At 44.6% G+C, this 18,943-nt stretch carries 20 protein-coding genes and 1 other annotated feature; of the genes, 6 read left to right on the top strand and 14 right to left on the bottom strand.

Features of this window, described 5'->3' with window-relative positions; all coding sequences use genetic code 11:
• Window positions 1–41: 41 nt before the first annotated feature.
• The gene (locus BTA31_RS09840) at window positions 42–1,742 is read right to left on the bottom strand and encodes a sensor domain-containing diguanylate cyclase (RefSeq protein WP_076791168.1); all 1,701 of its coding nucleotides are present in this window, start codon (window positions 1,740–1,742) and stop codon (window positions 42–44) included.
• Between the two features lie 331 nt (window positions 1,743–2,073).
• On the opposite strand from BTA31_RS09840, the gene rpsD reads away from it, so the two are divergent.
• Together rpsD and BTA31_RS09825 are read left to right on the top strand one after the other, a co-directional pair.
• Complete coding sequence (gene rpsD / locus BTA31_RS09835) at window positions 2,074–2,676, top strand: 30S ribosomal protein S4 (protein ID WP_043928643.1); 603 nt, start codon at window positions 2,074–2,076, stop codon at window positions 2,674–2,676.
• 332 nt (window positions 2,677–3,008) lie between these two features.
• On the top strand, window positions 3,009–3,239 hold the full coding sequence (locus BTA31_RS09825) for a hypothetical protein (protein ID WP_076791166.1): 231 nt from the start codon (window positions 3,009–3,011) through the stop codon (window positions 3,237–3,239).
• Window positions 3,240–3,808: 569 nt separating this feature from the next.
• Here the strand turns inward: BTA31_RS09825 and BTA31_RS09820 are convergent.
• Entirely contained in the window at window positions 3,809–4,570 is a 762-nt protein-coding gene (locus BTA31_RS09820) for an MBL fold metallo-hydrolase (protein ID WP_076791164.1), read from the bottom strand.
• A gap of 132 nt (window positions 4,571–4,702) precedes the next feature.
• Here BTA31_RS09820 and BTA31_RS09815 point away from each other — a divergent pair, with 132 nt between their 5' ends.
• Window positions 4,703–5,122, top strand: a complete 420-nt coding sequence (locus tag BTA31_RS09815) for an Lrp/AsnC family transcriptional regulator (protein WP_076791162.1) — start codon at window positions 4,703–4,705, stop codon at window positions 5,120–5,122.
• Between the two features lie 48 nt (window positions 5,123–5,170).
• On the opposite strand, the gene BTA31_RS23010 is transcribed toward BTA31_RS09815, so the two are convergent.
• From BTA31_RS23010 to acsA, 3 genes are all read right to left on the bottom strand, one after another.
• The gene (locus BTA31_RS23010) at window positions 5,171–5,317 is read right to left on the bottom strand and encodes a hypothetical protein (protein ID WP_167370607.1); all 147 of its coding nucleotides are present in this window, start codon (window positions 5,315–5,317) and stop codon (window positions 5,171–5,173) included.
• A gap of 131 nt (window positions 5,318–5,448) precedes the next feature.
• Complete coding sequence (tyrS, locus tag BTA31_RS09810) at window positions 5,449–6,714, bottom strand: tyrosine--tRNA ligase (protein ID WP_076791186.1); 1,266 nt, start codon at window positions 6,712–6,714, stop codon at window positions 5,449–5,451.
• Between the two features lie 48 nt (window positions 6,715–6,762).
• Window positions 6,763–7,003 (bottom strand) — a binding site (T-box leader).
• A gap of 53 nt (window positions 7,004–7,056) precedes the next feature.
• The gene (gene acsA, locus BTA31_RS09805) at window positions 7,057–8,775 is read right to left on the bottom strand and encodes an acetate--CoA ligase (RefSeq protein ID WP_076791160.1); all 1,719 of its coding nucleotides are present in this window, start codon (window positions 8,773–8,775) and stop codon (window positions 7,057–7,059) included.
• 155 nt (window positions 8,776–8,930) lie between these two features.
• Here acsA and BTA31_RS09800 point away from each other — a divergent pair, with 155 nt between their 5' ends.
• Genes BTA31_RS09800 through BTA31_RS09790 form a run of 3 tightly spaced genes read left to right on the top strand, consistent with a single transcriptional unit; the run spans window position 8,931 to window position 11,386 of the window.
• Window positions 8,931–9,563 carry a GNAT family N-acetyltransferase gene (locus BTA31_RS09800; RefSeq protein WP_003184432.1) on the top strand — a complete coding sequence of 211 codons (633 nt, stop codon included), beginning with the start codon at window positions 8,931–8,933 and terminating at the stop codon, window positions 9,561–9,563.
• A gap of 21 nt (window positions 9,564–9,584) precedes the next feature.
• A complete protein-coding gene (locus BTA31_RS09795) occupies window positions 9,585–10,229 on the top strand; it encodes an acetoin utilization AcuB family protein (protein ID WP_076791158.1) in 645 nt (214 codons plus the stop codon).
• The gene (locus BTA31_RS09790) at window positions 10,226–11,386 is read left to right on the top strand and encodes an acetoin utilization protein AcuC (RefSeq protein ID WP_076791155.1); all 1,161 of its coding nucleotides are present in this window, start codon (window positions 10,226–10,228) and stop codon (window positions 11,384–11,386) included. Before BTA31_RS09795 ends, BTA31_RS09790 begins: the two co-directional genes overlap by 4 nt.
• A gap of 62 nt (window positions 11,387–11,448) precedes the next feature.
• Here the strand turns inward: BTA31_RS09790 and motS are convergent, their stop codons facing one another.
• From motS to murC, 9 genes are all read right to left on the bottom strand, one after another.
• Complete coding sequence (gene motS, locus BTA31_RS09785; protein WP_076791153.1) at window positions 11,449–12,141, bottom strand: flagellar motor protein MotS; 693 nt, start codon at window positions 12,139–12,141, stop codon at window positions 11,449–11,451.
• The gene (gene motP, locus BTA31_RS09780) at window positions 12,131–12,949 is read right to left on the bottom strand and encodes a flagellar motor protein MotP (RefSeq protein WP_076791151.1); all 819 of its coding nucleotides are present in this window, start codon (window positions 12,947–12,949) and stop codon (window positions 12,131–12,133) included. The genes motS and motP overlap by 11 nt, the downstream gene beginning before the upstream one ends.
• Window positions 12,950–13,044: 95 nt before the next feature.
• Window positions 13,045–14,046: a catabolite control protein A gene (gene ccpA, locus BTA31_RS09775; RefSeq protein ID WP_043928630.1), complete on the bottom strand. Its 1,002-nt coding sequence runs from the start codon at window positions 14,044–14,046 to the stop codon at window positions 13,045–13,047.
• Window positions 14,047–14,363: 317 nt separating this feature from the next.
• Entirely contained in the window at window positions 14,364–15,440 is a 1,077-nt protein-coding gene (locus BTA31_RS09770; RefSeq protein WP_076791148.1) for a bifunctional 3-deoxy-7-phosphoheptulonate synthase/chorismate mutase, read from the bottom strand.
• A gap of 213 nt (window positions 15,441–15,653) precedes the next feature.
• On the bottom strand, window positions 15,654–16,082 hold the full coding sequence (locus tag BTA31_RS09765) for a hypothetical protein (protein ID WP_076791146.1): 429 nt from the start codon (window positions 16,080–16,082) through the stop codon (window positions 15,654–15,656).
• 147 nt (window positions 16,083–16,229) lie between these two features.
• Entirely contained in the window at window positions 16,230–16,556 is a 327-nt protein-coding gene (gene ytxJ, locus BTA31_RS09760) for a bacillithiol system redox-active protein YtxJ (RefSeq protein WP_003184451.1), read from the bottom strand.
• Between the two features lie 20 nt (window positions 16,557–16,576).
• Window positions 16,577–16,993, bottom strand: a complete 417-nt coding sequence (locus BTA31_RS09755; protein WP_076791144.1) for a YtxH domain-containing protein — start codon at window positions 16,991–16,993, stop codon at window positions 16,577–16,579.
• Between the two features lie 3 nt (window positions 16,994–16,996).
• The gene (locus tag BTA31_RS09750; RefSeq protein ID WP_076791142.1) at window positions 16,997–17,419 is read right to left on the bottom strand and encodes a DUF948 domain-containing protein; all 423 of its coding nucleotides are present in this window, start codon (window positions 17,417–17,419) and stop codon (window positions 16,997–16,999) included.
• 167 nt (window positions 17,420–17,586) lie between these two features.
• Entirely contained in the window at window positions 17,587–18,885 is a 1,299-nt protein-coding gene (gene murC, locus BTA31_RS09745) for a UDP-N-acetylmuramate--L-alanine ligase (protein WP_043926826.1), read from the bottom strand.
• Between the last annotated feature and the right edge of the window lie 58 nt (window positions 18,886–18,943).

Genomic DNA, 18,943 nt, shown 5'->3' with positions numbered 1-18,943 from the left:
TTTGTCGACAAGCTGAAAGAGCCGGTAAATCCGGCTCTTTTTTAATGTGTCATAAACTTGTTTTTCCCGTTCCGCTTTGCATTGTACAGCGCGATATCCGCTTCTTTAAAAAGGGGGGATAAAGATTTCGGACGATCCTGAGACCAATGGGATACCCCGCATGAAATCGTCACCTTTGGATCAGTGCATTCCCTGACAAGCGTGATCAGCCTCTCGGCAAGCATTTCACCGGCGTTCAGCCCTGCTTTCGGCAAGTATACCGCAAGCTCTTCTCCTCCCCACCTCGCTGCAACATCCTGGTCGCGAATGTTTCGCTGGATCACCCGGGCGACTTGTATGAGAATATCATCGCCTTTCTGATGGCCGTACGTATCGTTAATCTGTTTAAAATCATCGATATCGATCAATACGAGCACGCCGCTCTCGTCCGATTTCATACTGTACCCGATTTTCTCATCCAAATAGCTTCTCGAGTAGAGCTCTGTCAAACGGTCTGTCTGAACAAGATACTTCAGCCGGTCGCGCAGCATCAAATTCGATACGGCGAGCGTGGAATGCCTGATCAGCGTCTGAAACAGCTTAAACATTTCAAATGAAAAGGAGCAGACATTTTTTTTCAACACGATGACAAATCCTTTGTTTTCATTATTCTCCAGCATCGGAACGCCCATTAATGAAGCATATCCTTCATTCCCAAAAAACGAAGAACCGTTCCCGACAAACACCCCGTTTTCCTCTGAAATCTTCTCTTTGACATAGCGGATGTATGGAAGCGCCGCATCCGTCTGAAAAAAACCGGTGCTTCCCGGCAGAAGGGGTTCCTCGCCCAAGTGATTTTTATAAAAAAAGCCCACCTCTTCGGCGCCGAATGAACTGATCAGCCTTTCTGACAAGCTCTTCATCATATCCGGAAGGCGTTTCGTCCGGTTCAGCTGATGTGATGTTTCATTAATCAGCTCCAAATTTGAAATCATATTCTGCGACTGTTCGTAAAGCCGTGAATTTTCAAATGCTTTCCCTGCCGCATTCGAAATAATGCAAATATCTGCTGCCATATCGGCAGCGCCTGGTCCCAAGGCTTTCAAAACGCCGTACGTGCCTTGCCTGCCTTTAATCGGAATGTATACTTCCGCTTCGTTTTTGCTTTTCACTTGTCCTGATAAGTAGGCATCCAGGGCAAAAGAATCGGTCGATTCACTTTGCACATCCAACTCTATCGCTGGAAGGTTAATGTATTGATCCTCATCGTATGATAAGAATAGGCAATATGTCAAAAAAGGAAAAACATCCCTTAAACTTTCGAGCATTGTCTTGAGCACCTGCTCCTGATCCATCAGCTCATGCAGCAGCTCCGTCTTTTCATAAATCTTTGTTTTCTTAAGCTCATCACGAAATAATGCGTCAAGCTCCAGACAATGCATTAAAAACAGGCGGATGGATTCAGCGAGACGTTCTGGTACTTTATGATTCTTTTGACTCAAAAGTTCTATATATTTGCTGTTTTCTTCTATTGTTATAATGGTATAATAATCATTAACCTGGCTGATCGGACCGCTTTCGCCTCTCGATCCCTGCAGCCTTGAAGAAGGATGCAATGTTAGAGACATAAACGAAAAAATTGACTCTGCTGCCGCTTTTAGCCAGGCAACAGAGTCGTCGTACGAGACGGCCGGCTTTTTCAAAAAAAATTGAAACAGCTTCTGATGAAAAGACAGATATAGGTCTTCAGTTTGTTTATCCATGGTCATCACCTTAAAAAAATCCGTTTTATGTATTTTATTTTCATGATTATATCACAAAAACAGGACTATATACTTATAAACTGTCTGTTCTTTTCGGGACGATCCATGAATGGTTGACTTTGCCCGGCGGACATTATATAATCTTCTTTGTGTGAAATAATGCAGCCTTTTTGTTCTGCTTCTGTGTTTCATTTTGTTCCTTATCTATATAAGGTGTATCGTGTAACTCTTTGCTGCTGGAGCGAGGATACATGAAAACAAAATGGACATGGCTGAATCGAACAGATGGGTTTTATTTTCACAAAAATAAAACCGAAGGAGGAGTCACATTATGGCTCGCTATACAGGTCCAAGTTGGAAATTATCCCGCCGTTTAGGCATCTCTTTAAGCGGTACGGGTAAAGAATTAGAAAAACGTCCTTACGCACCAGGTCCTCACGGTCCGGGACAGCGTAAAAAACTATCAGAATATGGTTTGCAATTGCAAGAAAAGCAAAAGCTTCGCCATATGTACGGTGTGAACGAACGCCAATTCCGCAACCTTTTTGACAAAGCTGCGAAAATGGCTGGTAAACACGGTGAAAACTTCATGATTCTTCTTGAAGCACGTCTTGACAACATCGTTTACCGTCTTGGCCTGGCGCGCACTCGCCGCCAAGCACGCCAATTGGTAAACCACGGTCACGTTCTTGTTGACGGAAGCCGCGTTGACATTCCGTCTTACCAAGTTAAACCTGGCCAAACGATTTCACTTCGTGAAAAATCTCAAAACCTTTCTGTCGTTAAAGAAGCGGTTGAAGTGAACAACTTCGTTCCTGAATACCTGACTTTTGACGCTGAAAAGCTTGAAGGTTCACTAACTCGCCTTCCAGAGCGTTCTGAGCTTCCTGCTGAGATTAACGAAGCGTTGATCGTTGAGTTCTACTCTCGTTAATAGAAAATGCTCTTTAAAGAGCATAGGCAAAAACCCTAGAATTGTTGATATACCAACGATTCTAGGGTTTTTTGTTTACTCTTCTTCCCATTGATTCTGGCTGCTGATAAGCCGGGATGAATTAGATCCTGATGATTCTGATATCTGTGATCATATTCATCCTGATTCGACATTCGCCCGCCGGAATAAAACAGATCAAGCTTATAAGTGATTTTTCTTGCAAAGTACCTTCTCATGAGCAAAGTATGACAAACGTCTCCTTTTCTCTTATACACATTTTCGGTAAAATCAAATCGTTGGTTAGAGAATGAAAATGGGGGAGTGACCAACAAATGCTTTTGTTTGTTGCTAAGTTTGTCTTGTTCTATTTGTTCTGTTCAGTTGCATTCGCCATTTTCAAAGTCATGTACTACAATATCAGCAAAAAATGGGTGACAAAGACGGCGGATGGCACTAAACTGAATTGGGCTTTGAATGTCTTTGTTAAACACGGTAAGAAAATGGACAGCAATGACTACTTTGTTATGGGGGTTTTAGCGGGGTGGTGTGCGATTTATTTATAAAAAGCCTCGGAAGTCTTCCAGGAGGGCCGGGGTCCGCCTCGCGATACCGCACCTTCAGCGACTGCTTCTATAAATTTGCGAAAAACATATGAATTACACCATAAAATATCATTTTCGACCATTTACTTGAAGGGTGCTCCCCAGTCATTCATTTTTTTGAAGCGTGTTCAGAAAGAACATTTTTTCTAATTGGACTTTGAGCTTACATTCATATCTATAGGAAAAATGATGGTTTCCTTTATAAAATTCAGTCCCCATTTAACCATTGCTTCTGTATAATATGAATCATTCATTTCGCCTCTGTAGCTCTAGAAGGGAAGAGCGCCGTAAAACATTGTAGGAGCGGGTCGCAAGGCAAGGGTTTTAGAAGCCCGAAAAGCAAACAGCTGAGACAGGTGGAATTCCTGTCGGTGAAAGTCCGTAGGGAAGCGTGTTCTCCCCTAGCCTATGCTTACGAGTGAGTGCGGGTTCGAATCCCGCCGGAGGCATTGATCTTTGTTCTCGAGGAAGAAGTCAAAAAACAGACAGAAGTTCACTGTCTGTTTTTTACGGCTTTGACCTGTCATATATTAAAATGTGTAAGATTCGCCGTCATCCGGCACAAGAACACGTGAGGACATTCCTTTTTCATGAATGAAGCTCTTCAATTCTTCCCGTGATAAAGTCCAATGGTTGACAGCTTCCATATGACTGGAAATGATTGTGGCATCAGGAGCGGCTTGATAGACTTCAGCAATATCCTCTTTCCCCATGACGAGAGACCCTCCTTCAAAGAATTGATTGTCTCCTCCGTTAACGACTATGATGTCCGGCTGATGCGCAGCGATTTCTTCCCGGACACCTTCATACCAAACCGTATCCCCTGCTACATACAGCGTTTTCTCCTTTGAGTGCTTGAAGACAACGCCGCACACTTCTCCGGCAAGCTTTTTTATCTCTCCTCGTCCATGCTCGCCTTTTGTCTTGATTAATTGAACCCCCTCAAACACCGTATCTTTTGTTAAAACCTCTATATTTTGAAAACCTGCTTTTCTCACTTCCTCAGCATCTGCTTCATTTTGGACAAACAGTTTGATTTCTTTCGGCAACAGATCTTTGGCAGCATCGTCAAAGTGATCTAAATGCAGATGAGTGACAATGACTGCGTCGGTATTCTTGACGAGCTCGTCGGTGGGCACGGGCAAGGTGACTAAAGGGTTGTTTTGATCTTGTCTTGCTGAGTTCGGAAAAGGAGGATAAGTGCCTTTCTCAGCCAGCATCGGATCTATTAAAAATGTTTTGCCAGCATATTTAACGGCTAATGTTGCATTTCGAATTTGTTGAATATCCATGGTTATCATGCCTTTCCTTTTATTTACGATTAGTTTATACTATGACCGATCATCATTTAAATAGTTATAGTCAAGTCTTTTTAGCATTTGACTTGATTTTTGAAAAACGTTCTTTTGAGAGGATTTGATGAAATGCTGGATCATACAGACAGGCAAATCATAGAAGAATTATCAAAAAACAGCCGGATGACCATGAAGGAATTAGGAGAGAAAGTTCATTTGACAGGGCAGGCGGCTTCCTCAAGGGTTGCAAAATTAGAAGATCAAGGAGTGATTGAAGGTTATACCATAAAAGTGAATCAAGTCAAACTCGGGTGTTTTATTCACGCTTTTATCAATATCTATACAAAAAGCACTTATCATAAGCCTTATCTTTCGTTTATCAAAGCACAGCAAAAATACATCATTCAAAACTATAAAATCAGCGGGGACGGCTGTTATCTTCTCGAATGCAAGTTTCCGTCAAATCAACTGTTGGATCAATTTTTAACAGACTTAAACCATCATGCAAATTATAAACTGTCGATCGTTATTAATAAAACGGGCGTGTGAAGAATCTGCCGTCCGCTTTTTTCATAAAAAAGAGGGCTCTAAGACCCTCTACTTCAGCCGCTTTACTGCATTTTCCATCTGATTCAATTGATTGTATCCGTCAGCTGACTGCTGCGCCTCTTGTTTTCGTTCCGTTTCCAGCTGCTTGTGGTAATCTTCCATAAATTTTTCTTTGGCTGCAATGAACAGGTTCATGCTACATTCCTCCCTCTTCAACGATGGAAACGCTTTACCTATTACATCTATATTTTTGACATTTCCTGAATGAACATACATGAAACATGTTGACACAAAAAAACCCTTGCCGTTTGGCAAGAGCTTTTTGATTATTTATAAGTCAGCAGGAAGTATTTCTTTTTACCGCGGCGAATAACGGTAAACTGTCCTTCGATGCGGTCGTCGCCGGTGAGGACGTCCGCAACATCGGTGCGGCGCTCGCCGTTAACGTATACCGCGCCATTCGTGATATCTTCGCGCGCCTGGCGTTTAGACGGAGACAGCTTTGATTGGACGAGTATCTCAACAAGAGGAAGTTCATCCGCTTTCTCAAGCTCCAGGGAAGGAACCCCTTTAAAGCCGACTTTTACTTCTTCTGCTGTCAATTGTTTGATATCTCCGCTGAAGAGTGCTTTTGAGATGTTGACGGCCTGCTCAAACGCTTCACGGCCGTGTACAAGAACGGTCACTTCTTCGGCGAGGCGCTTTTGCGCTTCGCGTTTTTCAGGCGCCGTCTCTGTTTTTTCAGCGAGATCTTCAATTTTTTCTTTGGACAAGAAAGTAAAGTATTTTAAGTATTTCACGACATCCCTGTCGTCGGTATTGATCCAGAACTGATAAAACTCATACGCCGATGTCTTCTCTTTATCAAGCCAGATCGCGCCGCCTTCCGTTTTTCCGAACTTCGTGCCGTCTGCTTTTGTCACAAGCGGAATCGTCAATCCGAAAGCTTTTGCATTCTCTTCGGATTTGCGGATGAGCTCGAGGCCTGATGTGATATTGCCCCACTGGTCGCTTCCGCCGATCTGCAGCTTGCATTCCTGGTTTCTGTACAAATTCAAGAAATCGAGAGACTGCAGGATCATGTAGCTGAATTCAGTATAAGATATGCCCGTCTCGATTCTGGAGCTTACCGTATCTTTGGCAAGCATGTAATTGATTCCGAAGTTTTTGCCGACATCGCGCAGGAAATCAATGACGTTCATTTTGCCGATCCAGTCATAGTTGTTCGCCATGATCGCCGGATTCTCATCAGCTTCAAAATCAAGGAAACGCGAAAGCTGGTTTTTGATTTTCTGTGACCATTCGCGGACGATTTCTTCATTGTTCAGCGTGCGCTCCGCTTTCTTTCCGCTCGGATCGCCGATCAGACCCGTTGCTCCGCCTACGAGTGCAATCGGACGATGTCCGGCCAGCTGGAAGCGGCGAAGCATTAAAATCGGCAGCAGATGTCCGATATGCAGACTGTCAGCTGTCGGATCAAATCCGGAGTATAAGCTGATTTTCTCTGAATCCAGCAGTTCTCTCAAGCCTGCTTCATCGGTTTGCTGCTGAATCAGTCCCCTGAAGGACAAATCATCAAGTAAGTGTGTCATCATCATTTAGCTCCTTTTTCCCAAAAATAAAACGCCCCTTCGCAAAAACGAAGGGACGATAAAAATCGCGGTACCACCCTGCTTAAAAGAACGCATGGCGGCGCTCTTTTCACTCTCGTTGATAACGGAAAAGCTTCCGTTCTTCTGCTACACAAAGCCCGGGAGGCTTTTTTCGCAAAAGCGGTTCATGAGTGTAATTCAAACCATCCATATGTGCTGATTTTCACCGGCCATCAGCTCTCTAAGACAGGGAAGGATGCGTTCTACTGATCTCAGTCTTCACCTTTTGAATATTCGACTAAATCTTTTTTAACATAATATTTTTGCATTGTCAATGAGACATCAGTCTTCCATCGATGAGAGATCGCCTGCCGGAAGGTTCAGTTCCCATGCTTTCAGGACGCGTCTCATGATCTTTCCGCTTCTTGTTTTCGGCAGTTTATCCTTAAATTCGATCTCCCTTGGCGCGGCATGTGCGGCCAAGCCTTGTTTCACGAACTGCCTGATTTCTTCTTTTAACGAATCTGACGGTTCATAACCGTCCCTCAAGGCGATGAACGCTTTAATAATTTCACCGCGGACAGGATCCGGTTTGCCGACGACACCTGCTTCGGCGACAGCTTGATGCTCAACAAGCTTGCTCTCGACTTCAAACGGGCCGACGCGCTCGCCTGATGTCATGATGACATCGTCGATCCGTCCCTGGAACCAGAAGTATCCGTCTTCATCCATGTAAGCGGAATCGCCTGACACATACCAATCACCCGGCATAAAATAAGAGCTGTATTTTTCAGGATTGTTCCAGATCGAATGCATCATCGACGGCCAGCCTTTTTTAATGGCGAGATTCCCCATCCTGTAAGGAGGCAGTTCATTTCCCTGGTTGTCGACGATTGCAGCCTCTACGCCTGGAATCGGCTTGCCCATTGATCCCGGTTTAATTTCCATACATGGATAATTGCAGATGAGCTGCGCTCCTGTTTCAGTCATCCACCATGTATCATGGATCCGGTTGCCGAAGACTTTATGCCCCCATCTGATGACTTCAGGATTTAACGGCTCCCCTACGCTTAAAACATGCCGTAATGAGCTTAGATTGTATTTGTTCACAAGATCGTCGCCTGCACCCATCAGCATCCGGAAAGCCGTTGGCGCGCTGTACCATACCGTCACTTCCATTTTTTCAATCGTTTCGTACCATGCCTCGGGACTGAATCTGCCGCCTACGACGACATTCGTTGCTCCATTCAGCCACGGACCGAAGATCCCGTAAACCGTTCCGGTGACCCAGCCGGGATCAGCGGTGCACCAATAGATGTCATCGTCATGCAGATCAAGAACCCATTTGGCTGTTTGATAATGCTGAATCATTGCTTTGTGGGCGTGGAGAACCCCTTTTGGCGCGCCGGTCGAACCCGATGTATAGTGAAGCAGCATCCCGTCTTCCTGATCCATCCATTCAATCTCAAGATCAGTGCCTGCTTCCGCCGCTTTCTCGTAATAAGCGATGACAGGTCCTTCTTCCTTTATGCCTTCTCCAACGACAATGATTGATTCAAGATCCGGAAGTTCATCGGCCGGCACCCGTTCAAGCAATTCCGGCGTCGTCACGATGACCTTCGCTCCGCTGTTTGCAAGCCTGTCTTTGACGGCACCTTCCATAAATGCTTCAAATAACGGCCCGACAATCGCTCCCAATTTGACAGCGCCGAGAAGAATAAAATAAAGCTCGGGTGATCTCGGCATAAAAACAAACACACGGTCTCCCTTTCTCACATTGGCATGCTGCTTTAAGACATTCCCGGCTTTATTGGTTTCATTTTTCATCTCTCTGAAGGTGTACTTTTCTTCGCGGACCGGATCTTTGTAGTAAAATGCCACTTTGTTTTTCAAATTTGACTCAGCGTGGCGGTCGATCGCTTCATAAGCTGCATTGATTTTTCCCGTTTTGTGCCATGAAAAATGCTTTTCGGCATCCTTCCAGTCAAATGTCCGGTATGTTTCATCATAGTCAGTCAAGTTGTAATTTCCCTTTTCTGCTGGCAGCGCTTTCAATTCCATGTCCATCCCCCTTTGTTCGATCATCAAAATATATTATAGTATAGATTTTTTATTTTCTCAATTTTTAAAAAATACTGCTCTATCCTATGAAAACGCTTAATATTTTGGTATGTTATGTATAAAAGACTTCAACTAAGATGTAAGGCGGTGGATACGTGGAGCATCACAAAACTTATCATGCCAAAGAATTGCAGACCGAGAAAGGCTCCGTGCTGATAGAGGGCCCTATCAGTCCTGAAAAACTCGCAGAATATGAATTTCACGACGAGCTTACAGCCTTTCGTCCATCTCAAAAACAACATGAAGCATTAATCGAAATCGCAGGGCTTCCCGAAGGACGAATCATCATCGCCCGTTTCCGGCAAACCATTGTCGGCTATGTGACATATGTCTATCCAGACCCGCTTGAAAGATGGTCTGAAGGAAACATGGAAAATTTAATTGAGCTTGGAGCCATCGAAGTCATTCCGGCGTTCAGGGGTCACTCTGTCGGGAAGACGCTGCTTGCGGTCAGCATGATGGATCCGCAGATGGAAAAATATATCATCATCACGACTGAATATTACTGGCATTGGGATCTAAAGGGGACTAACAAAGATGTTTGGGAATACAGAAAAATGATGGAGAAGATGATGAATGCCGGAGGACTTGTCTGGTTCGCGACAGATGATCCGGAAATCAGCTCCCATCCCGCCAACTGTTTAATGGCCCGCATCGGAAAAGAGGTCAGTCAGGAGTCGATCGAGCGTTTTGACAGACTCAGATTCCACAATCGTTTTATGTATTAAGGGAGCAAAGGGGACCTGAATATGATTGTTGAAAAAATCATGAAACGGGATGTTGTGACACTTTCCAGAACGGATACGATTGAAGAAGCGATCAAACGCATGCGGACATTCCGCATTAAACACCTTCCCGTCATCAATGAACGGGGAACGGTCATAGGCATTGTCACGGACAGGGACGTCAAAACAGCAAGTCCGAGTATTTTTGCCCAAAACAGATCTCACGAAGATTTAAAAAAGCCGGTGGAACTGATCATGTCAAAAGAAGTGATCACCGGTCACCCGCTTGATTTTGCCGAAGAAATATCAGCCGTCTTTTTTGAACACGAAATCGGCTGCCTCCCGATCGAAAAAAACGGAAAGCTTGTCGGCATCGTGACAAAATCCGATTTGCTGCATACGTTCGTCCAGCTGACAGGAGCCCATTTTCCAGGCTCTCAAATCGAAATTAAAACCGATCATATCGCCCGAAGCCTCGCTGATATCAGCGCCATTTTCAGCAGGCGCCAAATCGCCATATTAAGCGTGCTCGTATATCCCGGTGATGAAGATGAGTCGAAAATACTCGTGTTTCGCGTTCAAACGATGAATCCTGCCTCTATCATCAAAGACGTGAAATCCAAAGGGTATCAGGTTCTTTGGCCGGCTGTTCAAAGGGATTTGCCATGAAGGACAGCGTTTTTATTTTTTCTCCCTCATACCAAACCTATCAATTTCATCAAGACCACCCGTTTAATCAGCTGCGCGTCTATGTAACATACGATCTTTTGAACACGGTCGGCGCGTTTGAACCGGGAGAAACGGTTGCCCCGCGCGTAGCGACAGAAACCGAGCTCGGTCTTGTTCACACAGGCGATTATATCAGGGCCGTCCAGCTTGCAGGAGCGGGAAAGCTCCCGGCAGCCGAAAGCGAAAATTACGGGCTTGGAACGGAAGATACCCCTGTCTTTGCCGGGATGCACGAAGCCGCCTCCCTTTTGGTAGGCGGAACGCTGACAGCTGCAGACTATGTCATGACGGGCAAGGCAAGACACGCCCTCAATCTCGGAGGCGGGCTTCACCACGGGTTCAGAGGAAGAGCTTCAGGCTTTTGTGTCTATAACGACAGTTCAGTAGTGATACGTTACTTGCAGAAAAAATATCATGCGAAGGTTTTATATATTGATACAGACGCCCACCACGGCGACGGGGTCCAGTTTACGTTCTATGATGATCCTTCCGTATGCACCGTCTCGATTCATGAAACAGGCCGCTACCTTTTCCCGGGAACGGGTCAGGTTCAGGAAAGAGGTCATGGTGAAGGCTACGGCTATGCTTTTAATATCCCGCTCGATGCCTTCACAGAAGATGAGTCTTTTCTTTATTCCTACCGGACGGCTGTTTCTGAAATAGCCGCGTTTTTCAAACCGGATGTTATTTTGTCGCAAAACGGAGCTGACGCGCATTACTACGATCCGCTGACACACTTGTGCACAACGATGAAGATTTACGAGGAGATTCCAAAGCTCGCTCACGAACTTGCACACACCTATTGCAACGGAAGATGGATCGCTGTCGGCGGAGGCGGCTATGACATTTGGCGCGTCGTACCGAGGGCGTGGTCAAGAATCTGGCTTGAAATGAAAGGGATGGAACCAGAGGATAAGATGCCTGAAAAATGGCTGAAAAAATGGGGAAAACAGGCATCTGTCCGGCTTCCTGCCAAATGGTCCGACCCGGAAGATTTGTATCCTCCAATTCCAAGAAAAACCGAAATAACGGAAAAAAACGCACAAACCGTTGCCAAAGCCCTTTATCCGATTCGCTCTGCCCAGCGTACCACTTAATGCGAAAATTTCGGCACACAGAAAAGGCCTTGCTTTAATGCAAGACCTTGCTTTCTTCTTACTTATTGTTTTGCGATGACAATTTCGACGCGCCTGTTTTCCTTCATATGGCTCTCTGTACGGTTGTCCTTGACCGGTTTTGTATCGGCATAACCGATGGCAAGAAAACGCGAAGAGTTGAGTTTCTCTTTCGACGTAAAGTAGCCGATCACAGTGCTCGCCCTTGCTGCAGAAAGCTCCCAATTGGATGGAAAACGGTAAGTCGAAATCGGGCGGCTGTCCGTATGCCCCTCCACACGGATCGGATTGGACACCGATTTGAGAAGAACGGCGATTTTATGCAAAAGCGGGTGAGCTTGGTCTTTCAAATCCGCTTTCCCCGAATCAAACAAAACCGCTTCCTGAAGGACGAGGATGACGCCCCGTTCGTCACGCTTGGCCGCAATCAAACTTGACAGTTTGTTTTTTTTAATATAGTCATTGATTTTCTTTAATAAATCATCTTGGCTTTTAGCCGTTTTTTCAGCCGTCTGATCGCCCGCGTCTTCCTTTTTCAACTCTGCGGCGGAATTGCCGTCGGCTCTGTCTTGAAATGAACCGACTGCTGCTTTAAATTTGTTTAAATCAATTTGCGACATTGAAAACAGTAAAATAAAGAACACGAGGATGAGCGTGATTAAATCTGAAAACGTGATGATCCAGTTTGACGATTTGCGGCCCTGTTCGCGTTTCCTTCGTTCATGTCTAAGCTTCATGAGCCCTGTCCTTTTGTTTTATGTGATCCGCCCGCTTTTTTGCCCATTCTTCTTTCGAACTGAAAACGACAAGCTGACTTTCCAGATTTCGAGGATTTCTTCCCGACTGGATGCCGATGATGCCTTCGATCATAACCTGTTTCTTAAAGATTTCATTCTCCGTCTTTTCTTCAAGCTTTGCGGCGATCGGTATAAACAGCATGTTGGCTAAAAGTGATCCGTAAAGCGTCGTCAAAAGGGCGATCGCCATATTCGGACCGAGCGTTTCCGGCTTGTTCAGGTTTTTGAGCATCATGACGAGTCCGACAAGGGTCCCGATCATTCCCCATGCAGGCGCAAATTCCCCCGCTTTTTCAAAGATCCTTCTTCCCTTTCTGTGCCTTTCTTCCATTGCGGCAATTTCCGAGATCATCACATTGCGGATCGTCTCCTCATCCCATCCGTCGATGGCAAGAAGCAGGCCTTTTTTCAAAAACGGGTCTTTCATTTCATTGATATTGGCGTCCAATGATAAAATTCCTTGTTTGCGCGCCTGTTCAGACAGGCTGACAAAGGTTTTGACCAAGTCGCGCACATCGTCTTCCTCCGAAATAAAGACCTGCTTCAGCACAGCCGGCGCTCTTTTTAAGTCTTTCGGGGAAAAGCTGATGAAAACAGCTGCACACAATCCGCCCGTCACAATAAAGAAAGACGTCAAATCGATAAACGAATAAAAACCGGAAAGCCCCGCTCCGGAGACAACGCCGATCACTAAAATGAAAATACCCAAAATAAAACCGACCGGTGTCAGATAATCAAATCGTTTCATTTTTTCATAATCTCTCCAGCTCAAGGAAAAGAAAGCAAGCCATTCACGAAAAAAGCTGTGAACACTTGCTTTCTTTCTCGTTTATTTAATGATGATCATTTTGTTGATTGTCTGAGTTCAATGCGATGCGGCAGTTGGACAATATGCTCTTCGACTTCCTCTTTGTTCATCAGCTTTGTCAGAAGCCTCATCGCTACGGCACCGATATCATACGTCGGCTGGACGACAGTCGACAGCTGCGGTCGAACCATTAATGAAAGCCTTGTATTGTCAAAACCGATCACTTCAAGGTCATCCGGAATAGCCAGTCCTTTATCCTGTGCTGCGTGAATAACGCCGAGCGCCATTTCGTCTGTCGCTGACAGGACAGCTGTCGGTTTTTCATCCAGCTTCAATAATGCCTCCAGCGCTTCCATTCCTGAATCGTACGTATAATCGCCTTCTGCGACATACTCTTCCTTAAATTGCAGCCCCTTATCCTCATGCGCTCTTTTAAAGCCTTGCAGTTTTTTCGCTTGATTGATCGGCTCAGTCATAGGTCCTGATACAAGCGCAAGACGCTTATGGCCTTTTTCAATCAGCATAGTTACCGCATCATAAATCGCCTGTTCATAATCGATCGCAACCGACGGCGTTTCCCCTTTTTCTTCAACAGATGCCGCAAGCACGATCGGAACCGGTGACCGCTTAAATTCCTCCACATGTTCTTCAGTGACATTTCCGCTCATAAAGACAATACCGTCAACTTGCTTTCCTAGCATCGTATTCAAAAGATGAAGTTCTTTGTCCATATTCTGGTCCGAGTTGCTCAAAATAATATTGTACTTGTACATCGTTGCGATATCTTCGATTCCCCTCGCCAGCTCTGAATAAAAGATACTGGAAATATCGGGAATGATTACGCCGACAGTCGTCGTCTTTTTGCTTGCCAGACCCCTTGCCACGGCGTTTGGACGATAGCCAAGGCGCTCGATGGCTTCAAGCACCTTCTTTCTCGTCGTCGGCTTGACATTCGGATTTCCGTTGACGACCCGGGAAACGGTTGCCATACTTACATTTGCTTCGCGTGCTACATCATATATTGTCACATTACTCATTTTTACCACTCCTTCAACTGGGTACACTTTTCTTTTCCTATAGCATAAACATTTTCATGTAGAGAAATGTCAAAATGTAAAACTTTATGTAAAATAAACAGAACACCAGTTTACATTATTTTTCATAACCTGCCAAAACAAAAGGGGCTCTCTGAAATTATACACGGTTTTACCTAATATGAAAACGTTCCCTTTATTTTTATAATTAATTTAAATAAGAATAAACAGCTTTTTAATTAAAAATAAGAAATTTTTTCGACAATTTTTGATGACAACGCAAAAAAAAGGACCGCTCGCAAGCGGTCCATAAACGAAGCTTATGCTTTTACTTGAACGAGCGGCTTCAGTTCATTTAACCATTTTTCAAAAGTCGGGATATCCATTTGCTGAGCAGAGTCTGAAAGCGCGACAGAAGGATCAGGATGGACTTCAGCCATGACGCCGTCAGCTCCGATCGCAAGCGCTGCTTTTGCTGTTGGAAGGAGCAGGTCGCGGCGTCCGGTCGAATGAGTGACATCCACGAATACAGGAAGGTGAGTTTCCTGCTTCAGGATCGGCACAGCTGAGATATCAAGCGTATTTCTAGTCGCTGTTTCATACGTTCTGATTCCGCGTTCACAAAGGATGATTTGATCATTGCCCTGTGACATGATGTACTCCGCTGCATTGATGAATTCCTTCAACGTTGCGGCAAGTCCGCGCTTCAGCAGAACCGGCTTCTTCACTGAACCGGCCGCTTTTAAGAGCTCGAAGTTTTGCATGTTGCGGGCGCCGATTTGGATGACATCGATGTAATCAATGGCTTCTTCAATATGCTGCGGGTTCACGATCTCACTGATGACGGCCAGATCATACTCATCAGCAACACGCTTTAAGATTTGCAGACCTTCAACGCCGAGACCTTGGAAGTCGTACGGGCTTGTACGCGGTTTGAAAGCTCCGCCGCGAAGCAGTTTCAAGCCTTGCTTTTTAGCTGCCGCTGCGACTTCTGCTACTTGTTCATAGCTTTCAACCGCACACGGACCGACGATAAATCTTTGTTCTCCGTCGCCGATTTTTTCGCCTTTCAGATCAACGATCGTATTTTCAGGCTTTTTCTTGCGGGAAACGAGCAGCGCTTTGCTGTGATCGTCTTCCTGCAGCTCAAGCCCGGCTTTGAAAACCTCTTTGAAAATATGCTGGATCGTCGAGTTTTCAAACGGTCCGTCATTATTTTCAATAATTTCGTTCAGCATCGTTCTTTCTCTTACTGGATCGTAGCGGTTGATGCCTTGTGCTTCCTTCGCTTTTCCAATCTCCTGAACGATTCTTCCTCGCTCATTAATCAGCTTTAATATTTGCAAGTTTAATTCATTCGCCTGCTGCCTCAGCAAATCAAGTTCAGTGTTGCTCATGTTATCCATCCTTTCTTTTAACTTCACCCTCTATGAAAATAAGAATGATTCAATTGATTAGGGTTTATTATAAACAATGTTTCTTAAAATGTCACGAAAAAATTCTTTATTACCCAAACGCTTTTAAGTGATAAAGTATCGTATGCAGTTTATCCCTTGCTGTGTGGGTGTTTATCGGGAATTTATAAAAAAAAAGAATCATGCGTTGATTCTTTAACTTGATAACTTGTATAGTCTTTGTATTGCGGTTTCAACGTTAAAAACCCTGTCATTCAAAGCCGCTGCCTTATCATCTGCATATTCGATGATGTTCTCCGTAAATTGTCCGATATTCTCGATGATCGTTTTCGGGAGCTGTTCTTGCCCTTTTTTCAGATCATTTACATCTGTCTCGAGCCTGTCAAGCCGCTCGTCCATTTCGTTGAAACGTTCTTCCACTGCATTGAAGCGCTCATCGATTTCTTTGAAGCGTTCGTCCACTGCATTGAAACGCTCATCGATTTCTTTGAAGCGTTCGTCCACCTCATCGAAGCGACAGTCGATCTTGTCTAAGCGCTTGTCAATCCCATCGAGCCGCTGAGTGATCGGAAGCAGTTCTTCTTTGAGAACCGACTGAAGCATGTCTTTTAATTCGGCATTCATCACATCACCTCCCGCTTGCTTAATTATAACGTACAACGATGGATCAAACGATACATTTTCCTAAAAAGGCATTTCCATGAGGCAAAAGCATCATAACAACATAGAAAACGGCCAAAACGCTATACGTCTTGGCCGTTTTACTGCGGATTATCTGCTGTTTTCCGCAAGTGCTTGAGCGGTAATTTGCGAATGGGAGGCATGCCATTTCACGTTCCCGTTTGTAAAAATGAAGGCTTGAGGACTTTCGTGCTTGATCCCGTACTGCTCAGCGATATAGTTTGACAGCGGTCGGCTTTCCTGCACTTTTAAATAATAAGCCGGTATGTCTTCATGCTGATTGGCGAATGATTCGAATTCTTCAAACGCGCGCCTGCTGATCGGGCATGTCACGCTGTGTTTCAAAAAGATAAATGTATCGTTGTTTTCTGCAAGCCTTTTAAATTCATCCTCTGTTTGAATGAGCTGTTTCGACACGGTGATCTCCCTTTCCTCAGTTATTTCTGGGCGGTATCTGCTGTTTCCCTTGCTTCATCTTCTATTTCATTTTTGGCTTCTTCAGCCTGTTCTTCGATTGCAGACGATGCCTCTTCCTTTAGTTCATTAGCTTTTTCGGCACCCTTGCTTCGCAAGTCTTTGACTTTATCCATAATCTGAGAAGACTGGTCGGCAACAAGCTGTGAAATCGAAGATGTCTTCTCTTTGGCGATGCTGACGTACTCAGAACCTCTCTCCCTCGCTTCGCTTGTAAGCTTTCCGGTCTTATCTTTTAAAACGACGGCCTGATTTCCAAGGTCATCGCGAAGCTCTTTCCCTGACTTCGGCGCTAAAAATAAAGCCGCAGCTGCCCCGATGATTCCGCCTACAAACGTGCCGATTAAAAAATCCTTAGTATTCATTCCATCTTTACTCATATATTATTCCTCCTTCATCTTCTTTTGTTTCCATCTATTCCAAATTTCCAAAGCTGCATTGCTCCAGCTGACAACTTGGGAAATTTTTTCACGATTTTGCTCTGTGGCTGATGTGACGGAGTGTGAAACCTGCTGAATGGAATTGTTAAACTGCCTGACCGATGTACCGACTTCCTGAACGGCATCCACGACCGTATTCAGCTTCAAAGATTTTTGCTGAATATCATCAGCGAGCCGGTTCGTCTTATTCAGGAGCTCCGTTGTTTCAGCGGTGATGCCTTTCATCTGTCCTTCAACACCTTCCAGCGTTGATGCAACATGATTGAGTGTGACTTGAAGCGATTTTAATGTTTTTGATAAATAGATAACCAAAATAAGAAAACTGACAGCGATGAGTGCGGCGCTTAAATATAGAATAATAATCATCTTATCCTCCTCGAGCTAAGGTCTTACAATTGATGTATACCCAATTGTTTAAATCGTAAACCTCTATATTTACTTTTTCTACACGCGCGGGTGAATTCCTTTAACAGAAACTCCCGGCTTCATATGTACAAAAAAGCAGCGGATTGACTCACACTGCCTTTTTCTAATTATGCTAATACATTTTCATATGCTTTTAAATACTTTTGAATGTCACCTGCGCCCATGAAAATTAACACCGCATTTTCATGCTCCTTTAAAATGGATGTGTCATTTTCATCGATCAGTTTCGCCTGCGGGATTTTCTCCTGCAAATCGCCGATCGTCAACTTTCCTGCGTTTTCCCGGGCAGATCCGAATATATCGCAAAGATATACATAATCGGCTTTCTTGAGGCTTTCGGCAAACTCATTCAGGAACGACTGCGTGCGCGTGAATGTATGCGGCTGAAATACTGCGACAATGTCCCGTTCCGGATACTTCTGTCTGGCTGCTTCAATCGTCACCGTGATTTCAGTCGGATGGTGGGCATAATCGTCAATCAGCACTTGGCTGCCGGCATGTTTTTCGTTAAATCTGCGTTTAACGCCGCCAAAGGTTTGCAATCCTTCTTTAATGATATCGACATCGACCTGTTCATAATGGCAGAGAGCGATGACGGCCAAAGCGTTCAGAACGTTATGGCTGCCGTATGCCGGTATATAGAAGGTGTCGTAGAATGTGTTCCTGACGAAAACATCGAACGTTGTGCCCTCAGTATTTTTGATGACATTTCTCGCCTGAAAATCGTTTTCCTCGGCAAAGCCGTAGTATACGACTGGAACGTTCGCATGGATTTTCATCAAATACTCGTCATCTCCGCATGCGATAATTCCCTTATTCACCTGTAATGCCATCGTTTGAAATGCATCAAATACATCATCGATATTTGCGAAATAATCGGGATGATCAAAATCAATATTTGTCATGATCGCATAATCGGGCTGATAGCTCAGAAAATGCCTTCTGTATTCACAGGCTTCAAGCACAAAGTACTCGCTGTTTTCGCAGCCTTTTCCAGTCCCGTCTCCAATCAGATAAGAAGTCGGTTTTGCTTTTTGGATGACATGAGACAAAAGGCCCGTCGTTGACGTTTTGCCGTGTGCCCCTGTAACGGCAATGCTCGTAAACTTCTTCAGATAGTCGCCGAGAAATTTATGATACCGCACGACTGGCAGGCCTTCGGCATGCGCTTTTTCAATTTCGGGATGAGTGTCGGGAAAAGCATTTCCGGCAATAACAGTCATTCCCGGCTTGATATTTTCCGGATCAAATGGATAAATCGGGATATTTCTCTCCTCTAAAGCGGTTTGTGTAAAAATGTACTTTTCGATATCCGATCCTTGGACATTATATCCATTATCATGGAGAATTTGGGCAAGCGGACTCATACCTGTCCCTTTTATTCCGACAAAATGATAAACAGTCATAATTGTACCTCCAACAAACGTCTATCTGCTTCCCAGTATATGACGCTTATTTCAATTT

Origin of the sequence: Bacillus haynesii (assembly GCF_001969855.1) — a bacterium.
GTDB classification, from domain to species: Bacteria; Bacillota; Bacilli; order Bacillales; family Bacillaceae; genus Bacillus; species Bacillus haynesii.
The sequence above is the reverse complement of the archived record's forward strand: the minus strand, read 5'-3'. Positions and strand labels throughout refer to the sequence as shown.